This is a genomic window from Pseudomonas borbori, assembly GCF_900115555.1.
Taxonomy (GTDB): domain Bacteria; phylum Pseudomonadota; class Gammaproteobacteria; order Pseudomonadales; family Pseudomonadaceae; genus Aquipseudomonas; species Aquipseudomonas borbori.
In genome coordinates, this window is the sequence record NZ_FOWX01000013.1 from 53032 (window position 1) to 75746 (window position 22715).

The 22715-nt window shown below is 62.1% G+C and carries 19 protein-coding genes; 7 read left to right on the top strand and 12 right to left on the bottom strand.

The window, feature by feature from the left end:
* Positions 1–261: 261 nt before the first annotated feature.
* The 8 genes from BM315_RS11635 to BM315_RS11670 are packed head-to-tail and all read right to left on the bottom strand — an operon-like array spanning position 262 to position 8498.
* Positions 262–1833 (bottom strand): AAA family ATPase, encoded by a 1572-nt coding sequence (locus tag BM315_RS11635; protein WP_090501065.1) that lies wholly within the window; start codon positions 1831–1833, stop codon positions 262–264.
* A gap of 10 nt (positions 1834–1843) precedes the next feature.
* Positions 1844–2947: a 3-dehydroquinate synthase gene (gene aroB / locus BM315_RS11640; RefSeq protein ID WP_090501067.1), complete on the bottom strand. Its 1104-nt coding sequence runs from the start codon at positions 2945–2947 to the stop codon at positions 1844–1846.
* A gap of 51 nt (positions 2948–2998) precedes the next feature.
* Positions 2999–3517: a shikimate kinase AroK gene (aroK, locus tag BM315_RS24990; protein ID WP_090501069.1), complete on the bottom strand. Its 519-nt coding sequence runs from the start codon at positions 3515–3517 to the stop codon at positions 2999–3001.
* A 4-nt stretch (positions 3518–3521) separates the two neighbouring features.
* Positions 3522–5669 carry a type IV pilus secretin PilQ gene (locus BM315_RS11650; protein WP_090501073.1) on the bottom strand — a complete coding sequence of 716 codons (2148 nt, stop codon included), beginning with the start codon at positions 5667–5669 and terminating at the stop codon, positions 3522–3524.
* A gap of 45 nt (positions 5670–5714) precedes the next feature.
* Entirely contained in the window at positions 5715–6242 is a 528-nt protein-coding gene (gene pilP, locus BM315_RS11655; RefSeq protein ID WP_090501074.1) for a type 4a pilus biogenesis lipoprotein PilP, read from the bottom strand.
* On the bottom strand, positions 6239–6862 hold the full coding sequence (gene pilO, locus BM315_RS11660) for a type 4a pilus biogenesis protein PilO (protein WP_090501075.1): 624 nt from the start codon (positions 6860–6862) through the stop codon (positions 6239–6241). The genes pilP and pilO overlap by 4 nt, the downstream gene beginning before the upstream one ends.
* Positions 6859–7434, bottom strand: coding sequence for a type 4a pilus biogenesis protein PilN (gene pilN, locus BM315_RS11665; RefSeq protein ID WP_090501077.1), 576 nt, complete (start codon positions 7432–7434; stop codon positions 6859–6861). The genes pilO and pilN overlap by 4 nt, the downstream gene beginning before the upstream one ends.
* Entirely contained in the window at positions 7434–8498 is a 1065-nt protein-coding gene (locus tag BM315_RS11670) for a pilus assembly protein PilM (RefSeq protein WP_090501079.1), read from the bottom strand. Before BM315_RS11670 ends, pilN begins: the two co-directional genes overlap by 1 nt.
* A 184-nt stretch (positions 8499–8682) precedes the next feature.
* Between BM315_RS11670 and BM315_RS11675 the strand changes: the two genes are divergently transcribed.
* A complete protein-coding gene (locus tag BM315_RS11675) occupies positions 8683–11115 on the top strand; it encodes a penicillin-binding protein 1A (protein WP_425287781.1) in 2433 nt (810 codons plus the stop codon).
* Between the two features lie 182 nt (positions 11116–11297).
* Here BM315_RS11675 and BM315_RS11680 read toward each other — a convergent pair whose 3' ends face one another.
* The 4 genes from BM315_RS11680 to rpmE form a co-directional block, all read right to left on the bottom strand.
* Positions 11298–12566 carry a malic enzyme-like NAD(P)-binding protein gene (locus BM315_RS11680; RefSeq protein WP_090501083.1) on the bottom strand — a complete coding sequence of 423 codons (1269 nt, stop codon included), beginning with the start codon at positions 12564–12566 and terminating at the stop codon, positions 11298–11300.
* Between the two features lie 91 nt (positions 12567–12657).
* Entirely contained in the window at positions 12658–14100 is a 1443-nt protein-coding gene (locus BM315_RS11685) for a M48 family metalloprotease (RefSeq protein WP_090501085.1), read from the bottom strand.
* Entirely contained in the window at positions 14097–14897 is an 801-nt protein-coding gene (locus BM315_RS11690; protein ID WP_090501087.1) for a thermonuclease family protein, read from the bottom strand. Before BM315_RS11690 ends, BM315_RS11685 begins: the two co-directional genes overlap by 4 nt.
* Positions 14898–14923: 26 nt before the next feature.
* A complete protein-coding gene (gene rpmE, locus BM315_RS11695) occupies positions 14924–15139 on the bottom strand; it encodes a 50S ribosomal protein L31 (protein ID WP_090501089.1) in 216 nt (71 codons plus the stop codon).
* Positions 15140–15306: 167 nt separating this feature from the next.
* On the opposite strand from rpmE, the gene BM315_RS11700 reads away from it, so the two are divergent.
* The 6 genes from BM315_RS11700 (at position 15307) to BM315_RS11725 (ending at position 22645) form a co-directional block, all read left to right on the top strand.
* On the top strand, positions 15307–17526 hold the full coding sequence (locus tag BM315_RS11700) for a primosomal protein N' (protein ID WP_090501091.1): 2220 nt from the start codon (positions 15307–15309) through the stop codon (positions 17524–17526).
* Between the two features lie 155 nt (positions 17527–17681).
* Positions 17682–19415, top strand: coding sequence for an arginine--tRNA ligase (gene argS, locus BM315_RS11705; protein WP_090501093.1), 1734 nt, complete (start codon positions 17682–17684; stop codon positions 19413–19415).
* Positions 19416–20102: an SPOR domain-containing protein gene (locus tag BM315_RS11710; RefSeq protein WP_090501095.1), complete on the top strand. Its 687-nt coding sequence runs from the start codon at positions 19416–19418 to the stop codon at positions 20100–20102.
* Between the two features lie 197 nt (positions 20103–20299).
* Positions 20300–20833: an ATP-dependent protease subunit HslV gene (gene hslV / locus BM315_RS11715; protein ID WP_090501097.1), complete on the top strand. Its 534-nt coding sequence runs from the start codon at positions 20300–20302 to the stop codon at positions 20831–20833.
* Between the two features lie 27 nt (positions 20834–20860).
* Positions 20861–22201 (top strand): ATP-dependent protease ATPase subunit HslU, encoded by a 1341-nt coding sequence (gene hslU, locus BM315_RS11720; RefSeq protein WP_090501099.1) that lies wholly within the window; start codon positions 20861–20863, stop codon positions 22199–22201.
* A 72-nt stretch (positions 22202–22273) separates the two neighbouring features.
* The gene (locus BM315_RS11725; RefSeq protein WP_090501101.1) at positions 22274–22645 is read left to right on the top strand and encodes a gamma-butyrobetaine hydroxylase family protein; all 372 of its coding nucleotides are present in this window, start codon (positions 22274–22276) and stop codon (positions 22643–22645) included.
* Positions 22646–22715 lie beyond the last annotated feature (70 nt).

The window sequence follows — 22715 nt, forward strand, 5'->3', positions numbered from 1 at the left end:
AGGCTGCCTCTAAACGAGACAAATTGCTTTCTAATTCAAATACTTACCTTGCGCGCAGGGCATAGCGCCAGCTTTGCGCAGGCAAAACGGAGGTCATTGTACATATCCACCAAGGCCGTCACAAATCGGCGTGACGACCCACTGCAAGCTTATGTCGCGAAAACGAAGGAACCGACCGCGAGGTCGTGCTAATGACCCGCGAGTCACAGCCCCTCTCGGCGGCGCATGCCGGCCTGCCGGTGTGTGCAAGTACGGCTTCCGCTAGCGGACCTGGGCAATCTCGTGCTTGATGCTGGCAAACGTCCGCGGCCAAGGCTTACCTGCCTGCACCTTGTCCGGCAACCCCTTCAACGCAGCCCGAGCAGCCTCCGGTGTGGCGAAACTACCATAGGTCACGACATACAGTGGCTGGCCTTGATGCTGCTTCTTGAAATAGTGGTACTGCGCTCCGTGCTCACGCACAAAGGCCTGAGCACTATCCTCCGCGCGCGCACCGAGTATTTGCAGGGTGTAGCGCGAACCTGCCTGAACAGCGTACCAATCATCGACCGCCACCGCCTTCGCCGGTGCCGCCGCTACTGCTGGCGGCTTCGGTGCAGGCGCCACCACCGGCGCGGGCTGAGCGACCGGCGCCACCGGAGCAGGCGCAGGAGCAGGAGCCACCGGCACTACCGGCGAAGCCTGGGCTAGCGAAGCAACCCGCTCATCCACCAGCACACCGACTGAGCCCGAACCGGCAGCATCCGCGATATCCGCCTCCTCGACCCCGCTCAAGCCAGCAGCTCGAGCCAAGGGCTCACGCATCACCGGCTGCGCCTCGCCAACCAGAGGCAGCGGGACGGGCTGATTGCCACCCTCGAACTCGATTGCCGGTGCGCCGGTGCCAGCAGCACCGGAGGCAGGAACAGGCGCCTCGACAACAGGTTGCGCGGCCTGATCGAGTGGCAACTGCGTCGTCACAGGCACAGCCACCGCATCATCCGGACGACCTTGCATCAACCAGGCCGCCAAGACCCCAAGCCCAACCACCGCCAAGGCCAGCAGATGCTTGCGCGGCAGGTTGACTGCAAAGCCTGCGCGCTTGACGGCACCGCGCTGCACCAGCATGGCCTCGATCAGGGTGTCACGGGCAACCTGGTTGATCGCCCCGGGCCAGCCCGCGGACCGCTCGTGGATGGCCGCGACCTGCTCATCCGTCAACAACTCGAGCCCCCGCCCCGCGCCTTCCAGGCGCTGCGCCAGATACTCACTCGTTTCATCTTCGCTATATGGCTGCAGTTCGATGGCATGGAAGCACTCCTCACCGTCGGCCAGCAGCTCAAGGCGCGCAATCAACTCCGGCTCGGCAAACAGAAACACATGCGGGCGCCCCTCGCCGTTGCCCGCCGCCAGAGCCAGCAGACTGGCCAGCGCCGCATCGCTCAACTGCTCGGCATCGTCGACCAGCACGTAGACGTCCTGGCCAGTCAAGGCCAGTTGCCCGACCTGCGCCAGAATCGCCTGCGGCTCTGACTGCTGCACCTGCAGGCCCTGAGCCACCTGACGCAGAATGCCCGCCGTATCGGCTGCGCCCTGGGCGGACACAACCACGCTGTGCACAGTTTGCTTGTTGGTGCTGGCCACCAGCGCCTGGCGCAGCAGGGTCTTGCCACTCCCCAGGGGACCGCAGACCAACAGCAGCAACTGGCTGTAGCGGGCAAGGTGATGCAACTGCCCCAACACCGGCTTGCGCTGGGCCGGAAAGAACTTGAAGCCAGGCACCCGTGCCGCAAAGGGATCGTGGCTGAATTGGTAGTGATCGAGAAAAGCCTCGTCAGCATGCAAACTGGTCATGGGACACTCATTAATGTTCAAGCTGATCCACCAGCGCCGCGTAATCTACGCTCAGCGTGGCATTCAAAATTTCACGCGGAAACTCACCCGTCACCACCGCCTCGCCGATATGCCGCAACAACACCAGGCGCAACTGACCATCGAGCACCTTCTTATCGACCGCCATATGCGCCAAAAAGTGCTCCGGCGTCATGTCTTGCGGCGGCACCACGGGCAAACCCGCCGCCTGAAACAGGCGAATGCCGCGATTGCGTTCGGCCGGCGAAATCCAGCCCAGGCGCTGCGACATTTCCAGCGCCATCACGGTTCCCGCCGCTACCGCCTCGCCGTGCAACCAGACGCCATAACCCTGCTGCGTCTCGATGGCGTGACCGAAGGTGTGCCCCAGATTGAGCGTGGCCCGCAGCCCCGACTCCCGCTCATCGGCACCGACAATCCGCGCCTTGGCCGCACAGGAGCGTTCGATCGCGGTGGTCAACGCCTCCTGATCGAGCGCCCGCAGTACCGGCATGTGCTGCTCGAGCCAGGACAGAAAAGGCTCGTCACAGATCAAGCCATACTTGATCACCTCGGCCAGCCCCGCCGACAGCTCGCGCGCCGGTAACGTGACCAGGCTGGTTGTATCGATCAACACGGCTTGCGGCTGATAGAACGCCCCCACCATGTTTTTCCCGAGCGGGTGATTGATACCGGTCTTGCCTCCCACCGAGGAATCGACCTGGGACAACAAGGTGGTCGGGATCTGGATGAAATTGACCCCCCGCTGATAACAGGCCGCAGCGAAGCCGGCCATATCACCGACGACCCCGCCGCCCAGCGCGATCACGGTCGTATGCCGATCGTGTCGTGCGCCGAGCAGACCATCGAAAATTTGCTGCAAGGTTTCCCAGGTTTTGAACGCCTCGCCATCCGGCAAGACGATCGCGCTCACCGCATAACCGCCAAGCGCGGCCTTGAGCGCATCCAGGTAGAGCGGCGCAACCGTTTCATTGGTAACGATGGCCACCTGACGACCAATGATATGCGGCGCCAGCAAATCCGCACGACGCAACAGATCGGCACCGATATAGATGGGATAGCTGCGCTCGCCGAGATCGACCTGAAGAGTTTGCATGGAGCCCCCGACGTCAAAAGGGCTCTAGGATAGCGCAGTTCGGCCCTTGCTTTAACGGGGAGAAAGCTCTTCGAGGCACTCCAGTATTTCTTGTACAACCAAACGCGGCGGACGCTCATCGGTCTGCACGATGACATCGGCAATTTCGCGATACAGCGGATCGCGAATCGCCAGCAGATCAGCGAGCACCTTGCCCGGGTCGGCAGTGCGCAACAAGGGACGATTACGGTCACGCGAAGTGCGATCGAGCTGCTGCTCGACCGAGGCGTACAGATACACCACACGACCGCCACGCCGCAGTGCGGCACGGTTGTCCGGATGCAGCACAGCACCGCCGCCGGTGGCCAGCACCAGGCCATCCAATTCGCAGAGATCGGCAATTACCGCCCGCTCGCGCTCGCGAAAGCCCTGCTCACCCTCGACATCGAAGATCCACGGAATATCGGCACCGCTGCGCTGCTCGATCTCCTTGTCGGAGTCCTTGAACAGCAACCGCAACTCTTTGGCAAGCAAACGCCCGATGGTGCTTTTACCAGCGCCCATCGGGCCTACGAGGATTACATTACGCACAGGGTCAACGGCTCACAGCAATGGCCTGGTTGTTCATGATACGCGGGGTGATGAAGACCAGCAGCTCGGATTTTCTATCCTGTACCACATCACGCCGGAACAAACGCCCCAAGAAAGGCACGTCACCCAAGAAGGGAACCTTATCGACCGACTTGGCTTGCGTATTGGAGAACACCCCACCGATCACGATGGTTTCTCCATCAGCCACCAGAACCTTGGCGTTGACCTCATTTTTGTTAATCGCGGGAACCCCACCGGTAGACGCCGTGACAGAGAAATCCGGTGCATCTTTGGTGACCTTGACTTCCATAATGATGCGATTGTCTGGAGTAATCTGCGGCGTCACTTCCAACGACAAGGCCGCCTCTTTAAATGAGGTACTGGTGGCTCCACTTGAGCTCGCCTCCTGATAAGGCACCTCAGTACCCTTCAGGATCTTCGCAGTTTCTTTGTCGGCGGTAACCACCTTAGGCTGGGAAACCACCTCACCGGAACCTGTTTTCTCCATCGCGCTTAGCTGCAGATCGAGAAGAACGTTATCGGTAATGAAACCGATACCGATGCCCGAGGTGCCAGCAACGCCCAGATCGACGAAAGGAGAGTTCGCGGGAACCTCGGGAATACCCCGGAAACGACCCACGTTGCGCGACGGGATGAAATCGTCGTCCCCTGGCTTGCCATTTGCATCGGGATCGTCCGCAATCCCCAACTGACCATTCTTGCCCCAGGCGCTCCACTTATCACCAGCCCAGAAGTTGCCACCCCATCGCACGCCCAGCGCTTTATCGTAGTCGACGTTGGCCTCGACAATCCGCGCCTCGATCATCACCTGACGCACAGCCACATCCAACTGCACCACGATCCGACGCAATTCATCCAGGCGATCCTGGGTCTGGTAGGCAATGATGCTGTTGGTTCTGTCGTCCACCGTGATAGAACCACGCTCGTCGGCACGGCCTTCGGCGCTGGTGACCGACTGGAACAACTTGGCCATGTCGCTGGCCTTGGCGTAGTTCACCTGAATCAGTTCGCGACGCAGCGGCGCCAGTTCGGCGATCTGCTTCTGCGACTCGAGCTCCTGACGCTCACGCGCGGCAATTTCATCGGCCGGCGCCACCAACAGCACATTGCCCACCATGCGCTTGTCCAGGCCCTTGGTTTTCAGCACCAGGTCCAGCGCCTGATCCCAAGGTACATTCTGCAAGCGCAAGGTTATGTTGCCGCGCACCGTGTCGCTGGCCACCAGGTTCAGATCGGTGAAGTCTGCAATCAACTGCAACACCGAGCGGACATCGATGTCCTGGAAGTTCAACGACAATTTTTCGCCACTGTAAGCGAAACGCTCGCTTTTCCGCGTCTCGACTTCATCCTGGGTCAACGGCTTGATGCTGAGCGTGAGCTTGTTGTCGGTTTGATAGGCCAGGTAATCATAGAAGCCGGTCGGCTCAATCACTATACTCGCCTTGTCGGCCGAACCCGTTGCGCTGACGAACTGTACCGGCGTGGCAAAGTCCTTGACGTCCAGGCGAACCCGCAGCGCCTCAGGCAACTGAGTCTTGGCGAAGTCCAGACGAATCTTGCCGCCCTGCTCCTGAATGTCGGGGCTTACCGATGCATCCGACAGGGTAATGACCACATTACCCTCGCCTTGCTCGCCCCGCTGGAAATCGATGTTGCTAATGGCCTTGCCCTGTGCGGCATAGCTCTTTGCTGGCGCGGCGGTGCTGACAACTGGCGCGGCAGTCGCCGGCCGAACTGACGCGGTGCTGGACGCCCCCTCGCCAATGACGACATAAAGGTTGTTGCCATCGACCCGCGTATTGTAGGGCGCCAGGCTGGTCAGATTGATGATCAGCCGAGTTCGGTCCTTGGCTTCGACCACTGTGACACTGCGTGCATTACCCACGCCCAGCTCTCGGTTCTTTGCGCCCAATTGGCTGGAAACACCCGGAAAGTCCAGGGCAATACGTGCCGGCTGCTCGATCGTATAGCCACGCGGAGCAGGTACCGACTCATCAAACGTCAACTTCAACTCGACGCGGTCGCCTGGCAACGCAGCAACATCCAGCGCCTGCAAGTCAGCGGCCAACAATGCCGGCGATAGCAACAGCGCCAATAGAGAGATACCTAGATGCGATAAGGAGCTATTCATTCTCGGGTTCCGTTGGGCAGACCGGTTATTTTTTTTCATGATCATTCAAGAGCGCTCCTTGAGCGAGAGGCTGCGCGGCCGCTCGAGCCAGCCGCCTTCACCGTCTGGAACGATCTCAACCACTTCGATTTTTGCTTCATCTATCGCCAGGATGCGGCCGTAATTTCGGCCTAAATAATCCCCCACCTTGACGCGATGAACCCCGCCGGCTCCATTCACCAAAGCAAAAACACCGTTTGCATTGGCAAGCGTGCCGACCATCTCGAAGACCTCGATATTGAACCCCTCGAGGAACTGCTTGACCCGCGCTTCATCCGGCTTGATTTCCTGCGTGCCTTTTTGACGGCGCACCATGTCAATTTTGACCGGCGGCTGGAATGGGCTGCGCAGGGAAGAGGCTCCGTAGGTGAATGCTTCATAGGGTTGAAATTTTGGCAACGGCTCGATAGCGCCTTTCGGCCTGGCGCGAACCTCATCCATGAATGACTGCAGATCGGAAAAGTCGCCCCCCGAACCACAGCCCTGCAGAAACGAGAATAAACAGATAGATACTGTCAAACGAAGAGTCTTCATTTATCCATCCCTTTATCGTTATAACGGTATGTCTTCGCCATAACGCTCATCCGAATGACAGAAGCGCTCTCCGTGCCAACCGGCTTAGTGTCGAAGTCATGCAAGGTCACAATTCGCGGAAGACTGGCAACACCACTGACAAAGGTTGCCAAGTCATGATAGCCACCCACCACAACCACCTGAATGGGTAGTTCTATATAAAATGGCTGTGTCACTTCGGGCAGCAACTTGATCTCTTCGAACTCAAGACCGCTGCCCAGCCCGGTACGGGTAATATCCTCCAGCAGACCAGGCACTTCGGTATCACTCGGCAATTGCCGCAAGAGCGCGCCAAAGGAAACTTCCATCTCCTGCATCTGTTCCTTATAGGCCTCCAAATTAGCGGCCTGGAACGCCTTGCTGGAAAACTGCTGCTTGAGGGTTTGCTCCTCTGCCTGCGCGAGCTCCAGACTAGCCTGCAAGTCCTTCAGGTGAAAATTGTAGCCAAGCGCCAGCACCAGCACAAAAAACAGAACAAAGACAACACCCTTGATGACGGCTGGCCATGAGCCAATATTATTCAGATCAAGATTACCAAGTTCGATCTTGCGCAAGTTCTCGATGGATTCAGCCAGGCTCATTTTTCATCACCCTCTACCGGCTCAACACCAGGCTGCGTTTGTTTAACCGTCAACTGGAATACATTGGCCTGATCCAGAGCCCCCGCCGTGGTCGCTTTAACTTGCGTCAAGTTAGGCGCATCCAGCCAATCGGAGGCATCCAGGTTACGCATCAAATTCGACACCCGATTGTTGGACTCGGCCGCCCCGACAATAGCGATATTCTTGCCCGTCATTTTGACGCTATTGAAATACACACCATCCGGCAAGGTCCGCACCAACTGGTCGAATACCCGGCCAATGATCGGCCTGTTGCCCTGCAGATCCTGAATAATCTTCATGCGCTCGAGCAACTGCTGGCGGCGGGTTTTCAGTTCGCTGATTTCCTTGATCCGCGCATCCAGCACGGCAATTTCTTTACGCACGAACTGGTTGCGCGCGTTTTGCTGCTCGATTGCCCCATTCAGATACTGGTCCCCGAGGAACACCGCACCGGCCGCGACCACCAGGACACCGGCGAGCGTCACCAGAAAGCGCTGCTTGCGCTCCTCGCGTAACTGCTCGCGCCATGGAAGAAGGTTAATCCGCGCCATTAGTCGAAACTCCTCATCGCCAAACCGCAGGCAATCATCAATGCCGGAGCATCACTGGCCAAGGCCCCCGCATTGACCCTGCTACTCAGCGCCATATCCGCAAAGGGATTGGCCACCAGGGTTTGTGTGCCGATTTTTTGCTGAATCAGCCGATCGAGGTCGGGAATGGAAGCCGTGCCACCGGCCAGGAGGATGTAATCGACATCATTGAACTGACCTGCAGCGAAGAAAAACTGCAGGGAGCGCGAAACCTGCTGCACAACCGCTTCCTTGAACGGCTGTAACACTTCGCTGTCGTAGTCATCGGGAAGGCCGCCCTGCTTTTTCGCAAGACCCGCCTCTTCCACGGACAACCCGTAGCGCCGCTGGATCTCCTCGGTGAGCTGCTTGCCGCCGAATAGCTGCTCGCGCGTATAGATAGTCCGGCCGTTGTGCAGCACGCTGAGCGTGGTCATGGTTGCACCGATATCGACCACTGCAACCGTCAGCTCGTCATGCCCGCCGCCCAACTGCTCAGTGAGCAAGCCATAAGCCCGCTCCAGGGCATAGGCTTCGACATCGACCACCTTGGCGACCAATCCGGCCAAGGCCAGGGCGGCCTCGCGAACCTCTACGTTCTCCTTGCGGCAGGCTGCCAAAAGCACTTCGACCCGCTCAGGATTGCGCTGCGAAGAACCCTGCACCTCGAAGTCGATCGCCACTTCCTCAAGCGGATAGGGAATGTACTGATCGGCTTCGATCTTCAGCTGGTTCTCGAGGTCATCATCGGAAAGCCCGGCTTCCATCTCGATGGTCTTGGTGATCACCGCGGAGCCAGCGACAGCGACCGCTACGGATTTCACTCCGGTCTTGGCTTTGGCCAGCAGGCGCGAAAGGGCCTGCCCAACGCCCTCAAGCTCGGCAATGTTTTTCTCGACCACCGCATTTGGCGGGAGCGGCTCGACAGCGTAAGCCTCTACCTTGTAGCGGCTTCCTGAGCGACTCAATTCGAGGAGCTTGACGGAGGTCGAACTGATATCGATCCCCAACAGCGTATTCGCTTTCTTATTGAAGAGCCCTAGCACGACCGATTTCCTATTGGCATCCGCGACTTACGGACTATTTATGTTTTTTCACATTAAATAACAGTCTTGACAGAAGCGCAAATGGATACCCGGGAAAAAAACTGCTTATAATGTGACCAGTTTTTCCCTTTTAGCATTGCCTTCCGCTTAACTCATTCTTTTATCTGGAAATCCAAAAATCTTGATGCGTTTGCTGAAGTTCATCTGCTGGTCTGGTGTCGCCACTTTTTGTGCGCTGCTACTCAGTCTGAGTGGCGCCTTTCTTTATCTCAGCCCCAGCCTGCCATCCGTTGAGTCGTTGCGCAGCATCCAGCTGCAGATTCCCCTGCGGGTATACAGCAGCGACGCCAAGCTGATCGCGGAATTTGGCGAAATGCGCCGTTCGCCGATCAAATTCGACGACATCCCCCCTGACTTCATCGGCGCCCTGCTTGCCGCCGAAGACGACAACTTTGCCAATCATTATGGCGTCGACCTTACCAGCTTGATGCGCGCTGCCACGCAAATATTGAAAAGCGGGCACATCCAGACCGGCGGCAGCACCATCACCATGCAAGTGGCGAAGAATTTCTTCCTGACCAGCGAGCGAAGCTTCTCGCGCAAGATCAATGAGATCCTCCTTGCGCTGCAGATCGAGCGCGAATTGAGCAAGGATGAAATTCTCGAACTCTATGTCAACAAGATCTATCTCGGCCACCGCGCTTACGGAATCGAAGCCGCCGCCCAAGTCTATTACGGTAAATCGATCAACGAGCTCAGCCTGGCCCAGCTGGCGATGATTGCAGGACTGCCGAAAGCGCCTTCACGCTTCAACCCGCTGACCAACCCCACCCGGGCCAAAGAGCGCCGCGACTGGATCCTCGGGCGCATGCACATGCTCGGCAGGATCGACCAGCAGCGCTATGAAGCCGCCCTGGCCGAGCCTGGCGACGCCAGCCATCACGCACCGAGCCCCGAAGTCACCGCCCCCTATATAGCGGAAATGGTCCGCGCGGAAATGGTCGGCCGCTACGGCAGCGAGGCCTACACCGAAGGTTTCAACGTCACCACCACCGTCCCGAGCGACTTGCAAAACGCGGCCAACAGCGCTGTTCGCGAAGGTTTGATCACCTATGATCAGCGCCATGGCTATCGCGGCCCGATACGCCGCCTGCCCGACATGGACAAAGCAGCCTGGTTGAGCGAGCTGAACAAGCAAAGCTCGCTGGGCGGTCTTGAGCCGGCGATCGTCAGCCAAATCGAAAAAAGCGGCATCCTTGTGCTGTTGCGTAGCGGCGTGGAAGAAGCGGTCGCCTGGGACAGCATGAAGTGGGCGCGGCCCTTCCTCAACACCAACAGCCTCGGGCCCCGCCCGCAGCAACCAGGCGATGTCGTCCAGACTGGCGACCTGATTCGCGTGCAACGGCACAACGATGGCAGCCTGCGCTTCGTCCAGCTCCCGCAGGCGCAAAGCGCCCTGGTTTCACTTGACCCACACACTGGCGCGATCCGCGCACTGGTCGGCGGCTTCTCGTTCGAACAGAGCAACTATAACCGCGCAGCGCAAGCCAAGCGCCAGCCAGGCTCCAGCTTCAAGCCCTTCATCTACAGCGCCGCACTGGACCGTGGCTACACCGCCGCGAGTCTGGTGAACGATGCCCCGATCGTGTTCGTCGACGAGTACCTCGACCAGGGCTGGCGGCCAAAAAACGACAACAATACCTTTCTTGGCCCGATCCGGTTGCGCGAAGCTCTGTATAAATCACGCAATCTGGTGTCGATCCGCCTGTTGCAAGCCATCGGTATCGACTACGCCCTGGACTATATAAGCCGCTTTGGCTTCGACAAGCAGGACCTACCGCGCAACCTGTCCTTGGCACTCGGCACCGCCAACCTGACGCCACTGGAAGTGGCCGGCGGCTGGGCAGCATTCGCCAACGGCGGTTATAAAACCCAGCCTTACCTGATCGAGCGTATCGACAGTCGCTACGGTGAACCGCTGTATATCGCCAACCCGGCAAGCACCCCGAGGGCCGTCAGCGCCGCAACCGCCGATGAAATCGATGCAGTAGCCGCCACCAGCAGCCGCGAAATCGCCCCCGAGCAGGTGCCGACCGGCGAACCTGTGGCTGCCGAACGCATCATCGACGAACGCACCGCCTATATCATGACCAGCATGCTGCAGGACGTGATCAAGCGCGGCACCGGGCGCAGAGCCATGGCCCTGGGGCGCAATGACCTGGCGGGGAAAACCGGCACCACCAACGAATCCAAGGACAGCTGGTTCTCCGGCTACAACGCCGATTACGTGACCACCGTCTGGGCTGGCTTCGATCAACCGGAAAGTCTCGGCAAACATGAGTATGGCGGCACCGTCGCTCTGCCGATCTGGATGAGTTACATGGCCAGCGCCCTCAAAGACAACCCCAGCCATGCCCCTGTCGAACCCAAAGGCCTGCTGACCCTGCGCATCGACCCCTATAGCGGCCGCGCAGCCGTACCTGGAACCGCCGATGCCTACTTCGAACTGTTCAAGAGCGAAGACTCGCCACCGCCGATGAGCGAACTGGATCCCGGCCTCCGCGCGCCGGGCAGCCCGCTACCCGCTGACGAGGCGGCGCCGATCGATTTGTTTTAGAGGAGCAGCCATAAGCTGCAAGCTGCAAGGCGGGTGGCCGCCCCCTGCAAGCTGCAAGCTGCAAGCTGCAAGCTGCAAGCTGCAAGCTGCAAGCGAGCCAGGGTGCCGCCCCAACGGCTTCAAACCTTATGTCTTGAACCCATAAAAAAACCCGCCGAAGCGGGTTTTTTTATGCGACGGGCTTAGCCGTTGAATACATCATCCACCGATGTCAGCGGATAGTGTTTCGGGTAGGGCAGAGTCGCCACACCGCTTTCGATGGCGGCCTTGGCCACGGCATCGCAGACCACGGCGATCAGGCGCGGGTCCATCGGCTTGGGAATGATGTACTCGCGACCGAACGACAGCGCAATGCCGCCGTAGGCATCGCAGACTTCCTGCGACACCGGCAGCTTGGCCAGGTCGCGCAGGGCCAGGGCCGCGGCGATCTTCATCTCTTCGTTGATGCGCGTGGCGCGAACGTCCAGAGCACCACGGAAGATGAACGGGAAGCCCAGCACGTTGTTGACCTGGTTCGGATAATCCGAACGACCGGTGGCCATGATCACGTCATTGCGTGCGGCATGGGCCAGTTCCGGTGCGATTTCCGGATCCGGGTTGGAGCAGGCGAACACGATCGGGTTGGCCGCCATACGCTGGAGGTCTTCCGCCTGGAGCAGATTGGCACCGGACAGACCGACGAACACATCGGCGCCCTCGAGCGCCTCGGACAGCGTGCGCTTGTCGGTTTCGGTGGCGAACACCGCCTTGTACTGGTTCAGATCGTCACGCCCCGCGTGGATCACGCCCTTGCGGTCGATCATGTAGATGTTTTCGACCTTGGCGCCCATGCTCACCAGCAGCTTCATGCAGGAGGTCGCCGCGGCGCCAGCGCCCAGGCAGACGATCTTCGCCTGTTCCAGGGTCTTGCCGGCGATCTCCAGAGCGTTGAGCATGCCGGCCGCGGTAACGATGGCGGTACCGTGCTGGTCATCGTGGAACACCGGAATGTCGCACTGCTCGATCAAGGCACGCTCGATCTCGAAGCACTCCGGCGCCTTGATGTCTTCCAGATTGATGCCACCGAAGGTGATGGAAATGCGCTTGACCGTGTCGATGAAGGCCTGTGGGCTTTCGGCATCGACTTCAATGTCGAATACGTCGATACCGGCGAAGCGCTTGAACAGCACGCCCTTGCCTTCCATAACCGGCTTGGAAGCCAATGGACCCAGGTTGCCCAGACCGAGAATCGCAGTACCGTCGGAAATGACAGCGACCAGATTGCCCTTACCGGTATAGCGGTAAGCCAACTCGGGATCACGGGCGATTTCACGCACAGGCTCGGCAACACCCGGGCTGTAGGCCAGCGCCAAATCACGGGCAGTGGCAGTGGGCTTGGTCAGCTCGACGCTCAGCTTACCCGGACGGGGTTTGGCGTGATATTCGAGAGCGGCAGTTTTCAGATCAGACATAGGGGCATTTCCGCTTTTTGGCTGTTGAACAGGCAGGCGGCCGAGGATACGCAAGTTGTATACATCTGCACAAGACCGTTAAGCCTTGTGCCTAACGCACGACCTTGAGCCAGCTGCCAGAGGCCGGCTCGCCTGCGGGATAGAGATTGTTGAGCAGGCGCAAGGTCGCCTGGGCATCGCCCGGCAACTTGCTTTGCCTGGCCAGCGCCGCCATGTCCTGCCCGCTTCGCGCCTTGACCAGATGCAGGCGCAGCGGTTCGGCCAGGCGCCGCTCGGCCGCGGTCAGCGGGCGCAAGCTCTTGATCACCTTGAGGAATTTATCATCCTGAGCGCCCAGCGATGCGCGCCCGCGCACCGCCGCAACAAACAGGTAGGCCCGCTGCCCATGCAGCAGCACTGCGACGCGCTTGGCGGCAGCACCGGGAATGATGGCGCTGTAGCCCGTCAACCCGGCCTGATGCAATTCGCTCTCCGCCTGCAGACGCTGCCCGCCGACGCGCTGACGCAACAGTTGAGCCGCAGAAAGGCGCTGTGGATTGGCCTGCTGGGTCATGGCGATAAAGGCCTGCTGATCGGCACTGTGACCGATCAGCGCATCCGCTCGATTGACCATGCTCCAGCCTTGCGGAAATTCCAGGGTCAAGTCCAGTTCAGCATGGTAGAAATGCTGACCGCGGCGCACCCCACTGGCGGCAGAATCGCCAAATGGCAGCCCTTCCAGATGCCTGATAAAGGCCTCGCGATTGACCTCTTGCTGCCCACTCGCCAGCGCCCGCGCCGGCCCCAGAACCTGCTGCAGACGCCGGTCATTATCCGGATGGGTGTCGAATACGCCGTGATAGCCGCCCGCCGGCTGCGCCTGACCACGCCTGGCCGCCTGTTCACGAGCGAAGTCTTCCTGATTCTTCAGCACCTTGACCACTTCGATCATCGCCTGCGGATCATAGCCACTGCGCGCCAGGTACTGGGCACCCAGGCCATCGGCCTCCAGTTCCATGTCACGACCGTAGCCACGCACGAAGGCGCTGCCGAGGACGCTGGCCAGGTCGGCCGCCGCACCGACCCCGGTGCCGATCGCCAGCGCCTGACCGAGAATACCCCAGGCGCTCGACTGACTCTGCTGCTGCACGCCGTGCCGCGCGGTGACATGGCCGACCTCGTGGCCCAGGACTGCCGCCAGCTCGGCTTCCGAGTTGAGGTAGGCAAGCAGCCCGCGGTGAATATAGATATAGCCGCCCGGCAGGGCGAAGGCGTTGATATCCGGGCTGTCCACCACGGTGAACTGGTAATCGAGCTGGCTGCGATGACTGTGCCTGGCCACTCGCTCGCCGACCTGCTGGACATAAGCCTGCAGTTTCTCGTCGGCATAACGGGGGTATTGCTTGAGAATTTCCTGGCTGTAACGCTGGCCGAGGTCCAACTCCTGACGCTCACTCATCATCACGAAATTGCTGCGCCCGGTGGCGGGGTTGACCGCACAACCGCTCAGCTGGCCGAGCACCAGCAGCCCCACCGCCCAATAACGCAGGCTCATGGCAGCACCTCCAGCATCGCTTCATGGGTCACGGATAACATCCAGCGTGCCTGTCCCGGTTTTACCCCTGCGCGCCGCGAGCGGTCAATCACCCAACCCCGGACTTCGACCCGGCGCCCAGCCAGACCGTGCAGTCGATGGAGATCGAAACCCGCCAGTGCCTGCGGTGGCACACGCAGGACCAACGAATCGCCCAGCTCCAGCCAAACCCCACCGCGATTGCGCTCGACCCGCTCGACCCGCCCTTCGATCAGGGCAAAACCGCCACGGCTCAGCTGTCCGGGCGCCTGTACCGGCGAGCGGCGCCAGAGGCCGACGCGCGACTGCCGCGCCAGCCGCTCGGCCGTCTGCTGGCACTCGACCAGCGCCACATTGGGTGCAATCGCCACCAGATAGCCCAGTCCCTCGGCCAACAGTTGCGCTTCGAGGTTACGCCCCCTGGCGTCGTAAGCATGGGCCAGGGTACGCCCGTAGTGATCCTTCGGCTCACGGCCAAGTTGCAGGCCGACATGCCCGTCATTGGCCGCCACCAACTCGCTCAGGCGGCTGCGCGCAGCTTCGGCCAAGGGTTCGGCACTGCGCCCCTGACGCCCGAGTTCGGGACTGTTCAGACCGATCAAGCGCACACTGCGGCCATCCTGCAGGCGCAGGGTGTCGCCATCGACCACCCGCTGGACCTTGACGCTCGACAATTTGCCGGGCGCCGGACAGAACGCCTGAACGGAGCCCAGGTACAACACGGAAATAAAAAAGGCGCCCACCAGGGACGCCTTTTTCAGTAGCGCGGAACCGCCCATCAGGGCACCCGTCGCTGCGCGCAAACTTACTGCTTGGCGCCGAACATGCCGAAACGCTGCTTGAAGCGATCAACACGGCCGCCGGTATCCAGCATTTTCTGCTTGCCGGTGTAGAACGGGTGGCATTCGTTGCACACGTCCAGGCTCATCGGCTTGCCCAGGGTGGAGCGGGTTTCGATCACGTTACCGCAGCTGCAGGTCGCGGTAAGGGCTACGTAGTTCGGATGGATATCGGCTTTCATGGAGTATTCCTCGGGGCTGACGTGCCGCCACCCGACACTATTGTCGAGTACCGCACGGAATTAGGCCGGCGATGATACCAGAGCGCCGCCACGACGCAAGCCATCGCGACACCGGCCGTCGCCAGGCCGCGTGCTAAGATCGCGCCCTTCTGCCTGGAGCCCGCCGCGTGCCCGACGCCATTCTGCGCATTGCCCTGCCCTCGCCGCTGCGCCGCCTGTTCGACTACCGTGCGCCGCCCGGTGTACCGCGCAGCGCTCTGCAGCCGGGCGCTCGGCTGCGCGTGCCCTTTGGTCGGCGCGAGCTGATCGGCATCCTGATCGAGGTGACGGATCACAGCGAAGTGCCGGCAGACAAACTCAAACCTGCCCGGCAACTGCTCGACGCCCAATCGCCGCTGCCGCCCGCGCTGTTCAAGCTATGCCTGTGGACGGCGCAGTATTACCAGCACAGCCTGGGCGACACCCTCAGCTGGGCGCTGCCGGTACTCCTGCGTCAGGGCGAGCCGGCGGAGGTTCGTCAGCAGCGCTTCTGGCACCTGGCCGCAGGCGCCCAGCTGGATGACCCGCGCCTGAGCCGCGCGCCGCGCCAGCGCGAGGCCCTGCAAACCATCGCCCAGCACCCCCACGGCGTCGCCCAGCAACTGCTTGGCCAGTTGCAACTGAGCAGGGAAAGCCTCGGCCTGCTGCATGAAAAGGGCCTGGTGCGCATCGAGATACGCCGGCATGCCGCCAGCGAACGCCACCTCAACTGGCTGGCGGAGCCGGAACTGCCCCTGAACCCGGAGCAGCGCAGCGCTGCCGAAGCCATCCGCGCCGGCTTCGGCCGCTTCAATGCCTTCCTCCTCGCCGGGGTGACCGGCAGCGGCAAGACCGAGGTCTACCTGCAGCTGATCCGCGAGACCCTGGAAGCCGGCAAGCAGGCTCTGGTGCTGATCCCGGAGATCAACCTCGGCCCGCAGACCCTGGCGCGTTTCGAACGGCGCTTCAACGCGCGGATCGCCCTGCTCCACTCCGGGGTCAACGATCGTGAACGCCTGGATGCCTGGCTGGCCGCCCGCGACGGCGAGGCCGACATCATCATCGGCACCCGCTCTGCACTGTTCACGCCGATGCAGCGCCCCGGCCTGATCATCATCGATGAGGAGCACGACGCCTCCTATAAACAGCAGGAGGGCTTGCGCTACCACGCCCGCGACCTGGCCGTGGTGCGCGCGCACCAGGAAAACATCCCGATCCTGCTCGGCTCGGCCACGCCGTCCATGGAAAGCCTGCACAACGCCCACAGCGGCCGTTACGCCCTGCTGCACCTGCACCAGCGCGCCGGTGGCGCCCAGCAACCGCGTTTCTTGCGCCTGGACGTGAAGAGCCGACCGCTCGACTCCGGCATTTCCGCGCCCATGCAGCAGGCCATCGCCCAGACCCTGGCGGCTGGCCAGCAGGTGCTGGTGTTTCTCAACCGCCGCGGCTTCGCTCCCACCCTGCTCTGCCACGACTGCGGCTGGCTGTCGGAATGCCCGCGCTGCGACGCGCGGATGACCGTGCACCAGCGTTCCGGCGAGTTGCGCTGCCACCACTGCGGGCATGTCGAACGCCAGCCGAGCAACTGCCCGACCTGCAACAACGTCGACCTGCGCCCGGTCGGTGCCGGCACCGAGCGCGCCGAAGAGCGCCTGGGCATTCTCTTCCCGCAGGTTCCGGTATTGCGCGTGGACCGCGACAGCACCTCGCGCAAGGAGGCCATGACCAGCCTGTTCAACACCGTGCAGCGCGGTGCGCCGTGCATCCTGGTCGGCACCCAGATGCTCGCCAAGGGCCACCACTTCCCCCGCGTGACCCTGGTGGCGATCCTGGATGCCGACGGCGGGCTGTTCTCCGCCGACTTTCGCGCCAGCGAGCGCATGGCCCAACTGATCGTCCAGGTCGCCGGCCGCGCCGGGCGCGCCGAGGAACCCGGCAAGGTGATCATCCAGAGTCACCTGGCCGACCACCCGCTACTGGTGCAACTGACCGAACAGGGCTACTTCGCCTTCGCCGAGCAAGCCCTCAGCGAGCGCCGCAGTGCCGGCCTGCCGCCCTTCTGCCACCTGGCCCTGCTGCGTGCCGAAGCGCACAAGCCGGGACAGGCCGAAGGTTTTCTCGACGAGGCCTGCAACGCAGCCGAATTGTTGGTGAACGAACTCAAGCTGAGCGGCATCGAACTGCTCGGCCCGGTACCGGCACCGATGGAACGCCGCGCCGGCCGTTACCGCGCGCAACTGCTGGTGCAAGCCAACGCCCGCGCCCCGCTGCACCGCCTGCTCGGCAGCTGGATGCTGGCGCTGGAGCAGATGCCCGGCGGTCGCGCGGTGCGCTGGTCGCTGGATGTCGACCCGATCGACCTGTTCTAAGGTAGGGTGCGCCATGCGCACCAGGCTTCACCCCCGGCTAACAGGCCTGCTAAATGGTGCGCACAGCCCCCCTACAGCTGCTTGTGGCTTGCCGCTTGCCGCTGCTCGTATAATGCGCAGTTTTCGACCAATGCCCATGGGCGATCCGAGAGACCATGAAAGACACTATTCGCCACCTGATCCAGCAAGCCCTGACCCGCCTGACAACCGAAGGCGTGCTGCCCGAGGGCCTGAGCCCGACGATCCAGGTGGAGAACACCAAGGACAAGAGCCACGGCGATTTCGCCAGCAATATCGCCATGATGCTGGCCAAGCCGGCGAGCCTGAAACCGCGCGAGCTGGCCGAGAAGCTGATTGCCGCGCTGCCCGGCGACGAGCAGATCAGCAAGGTCGAAATCGCCGGCCCCGGCTTCCTCAACTTCTACCAGAACACTCAAGCACTGGCCGGGCGCCTGGATGCCCTGCTCGCGGATGCCAAGCTCGGCGTGCGCAAGGCCGGCAAGCCGCAGACCGTGGTAGTCGACCTGTCCTCGCCGAACCTGGCCAAGGAAATGCACGTCGGCCACCTGCGCTCGACCATCATCGGCGACGCCGTGGCCCGGGTGCTGGAATTCCTCGGCGATACAGTGATCCGACAGAACCACGTCGGCGACTGGGGCACCCAGTTCGGCATGCTGCTGGCCTTTATGGAAGCCAATCCGGCCGCCGCCGAAAGCGAGCTGGCCGACCTCGAAGGCTTCTACCGCGCGGCGAAGAAATGCTTCGACGATTCCGCCGAGTTTGCCGAACGCGCCCGCGAACTGGTGGTCCAGTTGCAAGCCGGCGAAGCCGAGTGCCTGCGCCTGTGGCACCGCTTCAACGCGATTTCCCTGTCGCACTGCCAGCAGGCCTATGACCGCCTGGGCGTCAAGCTGAGCCCGGCCGACGTCAAGGGCGAGAGCGCCTACAACGCCGAGCTGCCGGCCATCATCGAGGCCCTGCGCGCCAAGGGCCTGCTCAGCGAGAGCGACGGCGCCCAGTGCGTGTTCATGGACGAGTTCAAGAACGCCGAAGGCAATCCGCTGCCGGTGATCGTGCAGAAGGCCGGCGGCGGCTACCTCTACGCGACCACCGATCTGGCCGCCATGCGTTATCGCAGCCAGGTGCTCAAGGCCGACCGCGCCCTGTACTTCGTCGACCAGCGCCAGGCCCTGCACTTCCAGATGGCCTTCGAAGTGGCGCGCCGCGCCGGCTTCGTCCACCCGGGCATGCAACTCGAGCACATGGGTTTCGGCACCATGAACGGCGCCGACGGCCGCCCGTTCAAGACCCGCGACGGCGGCACGGTGAAACTGATCGACCTGCTCGACGAGGCCGAAGAACGCGCCTACAGCCTGGTCAAGGGCAAGAATCCGGAGCTGGATGAAAGCGAGCTGCGCAGCATCGCCCACGCCGTCGGCATCGGCGCGGTGAAGTACGCCGACCTGTCCAAGCACCGCACCAGCGACTACCGCTTCAACTTCGAGCAGATGCTCAGCTTCGAGGGCAACACCGCGCCCTACCTGCTGTACGCCTACACCCGGGTGGCCAGCGTGTTCCGCAAGCTGGGCAACAGCAGCCTCGCAGGGCAGATCGCCCTCGAGGCCGAACAGGAACTGGCCCTGGCCGGCAAACTGGCGCAGCTCGGCGAAGTGCTGAACAACGTCGCCGACAAGGGCGAGCCGCACCTGCTCTGCGCCTATCTCTATGACCTGGCCGGACTGTTCTCCAGTTTCTACGAGCACTGCCCGATCCTCGCTGCCGAAGACCAAGCCACCCAGCAGAGCCGCCTGCGCCTGGCCGCACTGACCGGCCGCACGCTCAAGCAGGGCCTGGAACTGCTCGGCCTGGAAACCCTGGAGCGCATGTAAGTGGCAGCGAAGAAGAAGCCGCCAGCCAAACGCGGTGCCAGCCGCTACAAGGCACCGGCCAAGCAACCCGTACCCGGCTGGATCTGGCTGGCCTGCGGTCTTGCCGTTGGCGTGTTCGTCATGCTGCTGATGAACCTGCAACCGGGTGGCGATGCGGTCAAACGCAACAAGGCCGAGAGCGCCCGCGCCAGCAAGCCAGCGCCGAAAGCCAGTACGCAGCCGCAGCCGAGCAAACCCAAGTACGACTTCTACACCCTGCTGCCCGAGTCGGAAGTCATAGTGCCGCCGGACGCCCTGCCGCCACCCGCCCCCGCACAACCCGCGGTGACCCCGGAGCAAGCGGCGAAGATCGACGCCGCGCGCGCCCTGGCCGCACTCAACGGCGAAACCCCGCCACCCGCACCGCCCGTGGCTCCGGCGCCCACCGTTACCCAGGCGCCACTGAGCACCCAGTTTTTTCTCCAGGCCGGTTCGTTCCGGCGCAAGGACGATGCAGAAAGCGTCCGCGCGCAAATCACCCTGCTCGGCCAGAGCGTGCGCGTGGAGTCCGGCAGGGTGCGCGAAGAAACCTGGTACCGCGTACTGGTCGGCCCCTTCGCCAACCGCGAGCAACTCGCGGTCTCGCAGAAAGCCCTGTCCGCCAACGGCTTCGGCAATCTGCTGCTGCAGCAACGACAGAGCCGCTGAGCCTCGCCCGACCGGCTCGCCAGGGCCGGCCGGGGGCTTCTCCTGACGGCGCATGGCCCCGTATCGGCAACCTGCTGTTACAGCCGCGTTCACGCCGCTTGGTCGAGAAATTTCCGCCGCCGGTTGAAAAGTAGCCCACGCCCCCCCATTTGCATCTGCATTGGGCATTTTCGCCCCGCTGCGTGGAGACTCTCCCCTTGACCACCATCGTTTCAGTGCGCCGCCACGGCAAAGTCGTCATGGGCGGCGACGGCCAGGTTTCCCTCGGCAACACCGTGATGAAAGGCAATGCGAAAAAGGTTCGGCGCCTCTATCACGGCCAAGTACTGGCCGGTTTTGCCGGTGCCACCGCGGATGCCTTCACCCTGTTCGAGCGCTTCGAAGGCAAGCTGGAAAAACATCAGGGCCACCTGGTGCGCGCCGCCGTCGAACTGGCCAAGGACTGGCGCACCGATCGGTCACTGAGCCGCCTGGAAGCCATGCTCGCAGTGGCCAACAAGGACGCCTCGCTGATCATCACCGGCAATGGCGACGTGGTGGAGCCGGAGCACGGCCTGATCGCCATGGGTTCCGGTGGCGGCTTCGCCCAGGCGGCGGCCCTGGCCTTGCTGGAGAACACCGAGCAGATGTCGGCCCACGAAATCGCGGAAAAGGCGTTGAACATTGCCGCGTCCATCTGCGTCTTTACCAATCAGAATCTGACTATCGAGGAACTGGACTCGGCCATCTGAGCCGATTTCCGTTTGGAGCCGCCTGCTATGTCCATGACGCCCCGTGAGATCGTGCACGAACTCAACCGCCACATCATCGGCCAGGACGACGCCAAGCGCGCCGTGGCCATCGCCCTGCGCAATCGCTGGCGACGCATGCAGCTGCCGCTGGAGCTGCGCGCCGAAGTGACGCCGAAGAACATCCTGATGATCGGCCCGACCGGGGTCGGCAAGACCGAGATCGCCCGCCGCCTGGCCAAACTGGCCGGCGCACCCTTCATCAAGGTCGAGGCGACCAAGTTCACCGAAGTCGGCTACGTCGGCCGTGATGTCGAATCGATCATTCGCGACCTGGCCGATGCGGCGGTGAAAATGCTCCGCGAGCAGGAGATGGTCAAGGTCCGCCACCGCGCCGAAGACGCCGCCGAAGAGCGCATCCTCGATGCCCTGCTGCCACCACCGCGTACCGGCTTCAACGAAGACCCGACGCCGAGCAGCGACTCCAATACCCGCCAGCTGTTCCGCAAGCGCCTGCGCGAAGGCCAGCTGGATGACAAGGACATCGACATCGAGGTGGCCGACAGCCCGGCCGGCATCGAGATCATGACCCCGCCGGGCATGGAAGAGATGACCAGCCAGTTGCAGAACCTGTTCTCCAACATGGGCAAGGGCAAGAAGAAGAGCCGCACGCTCAAGGTCAAGGAAGCGCTGAAGCTGGTGCGCGACGAAGAGGCCGCACGCCTGGTCAACGAGGAAGAGCTGAAAGCCCGCGCCCTCGAGGCGGTGGAACAGAACGGCATCGTCTTCATCGACGAGATCGACAAGGTCGCCAAGCGTGGCAATGTCGGCGGCGCCGATGTCTCCCGCGAGGGCGTGCAGCGCGACCTGCTGCCGCTGATCGAGGGCTGCACGGTCAACACCAAGCTGGGCATGATCAAGACCGACCACATCCTGTTCATCGCTTCCGGCGCCTTCCACCTGAGCAAGCCCAGCGACCTGGTACCGGAACTGCAAGGCCGCCTGCCGATCCGCGTCGAACTCAAGGCACTGTCGCCGGAAGACTTCGAACGCATCCTCACCGAACCGCATGCCTCGCTGACCGAGCAGTACATGGCCCTGCTCAACACCGAGGGTCTGAAAATCGAGTTCGCCGCAGACGGCATCAAACGTCTCGCCGAGATCGCCTGGCAGGTCAACGAGAAGACCGAAAATATCGGCGCGCGCCGCCTGCATACCCTGCTCGAGCGCCTGCTCGAAGAGGTGTCCTTCAGCGCCGGCGACCTGGCCGCCCAACACGACGAGAAGCCGATCCGCATCGATGCCAACTACGTCAACGGCCACCTCGGCGAACTGGCCCAGGACGAAGACCTCTCGCGTTATATTCTTTAAACGCAGCGCCAAGCTACAAGCGGCACGTAACAGCGCTTGTAGCTTGCCGCTTATGACTTGAGGCTGAGCCCCATGCACATACCCAGCGCCGTCAAACTGCACAAGGCATCGCGAACCCTGGAGCTGCAGTACGGCAGCGCCAGTTACAGCCTGAGCGCCGAGTTCCTCCGCGTGCACTCGCCCTCGGCGGAAGTGCAGGGCCATGGCAAGCCGATCATGCAGACCGGTAAATTGCACGTCGCCCTGAGCGGCGTCGAGCCGGCCGGCAATTACGCCCTGAAACTCTGTTTCGACGACGGCCACGACAGCGGGCTGTTCAGCTGGGACTACCTGTATGAACTGGCCACCCATCAGGACAGCCTGTGGGCCGACTACCTGGCCGCGCTCGCGGCCGCCGGAAAAGCCCGCGACCCCGACGAGTCCGTGGTCAAGCTGATGCTCTAGGAGCCTGTCGGACTTGACCGTTCGTAGCGAGGGAAAGTCCGTGGTCCGACATTTCGGCTTGCGGCAGTTT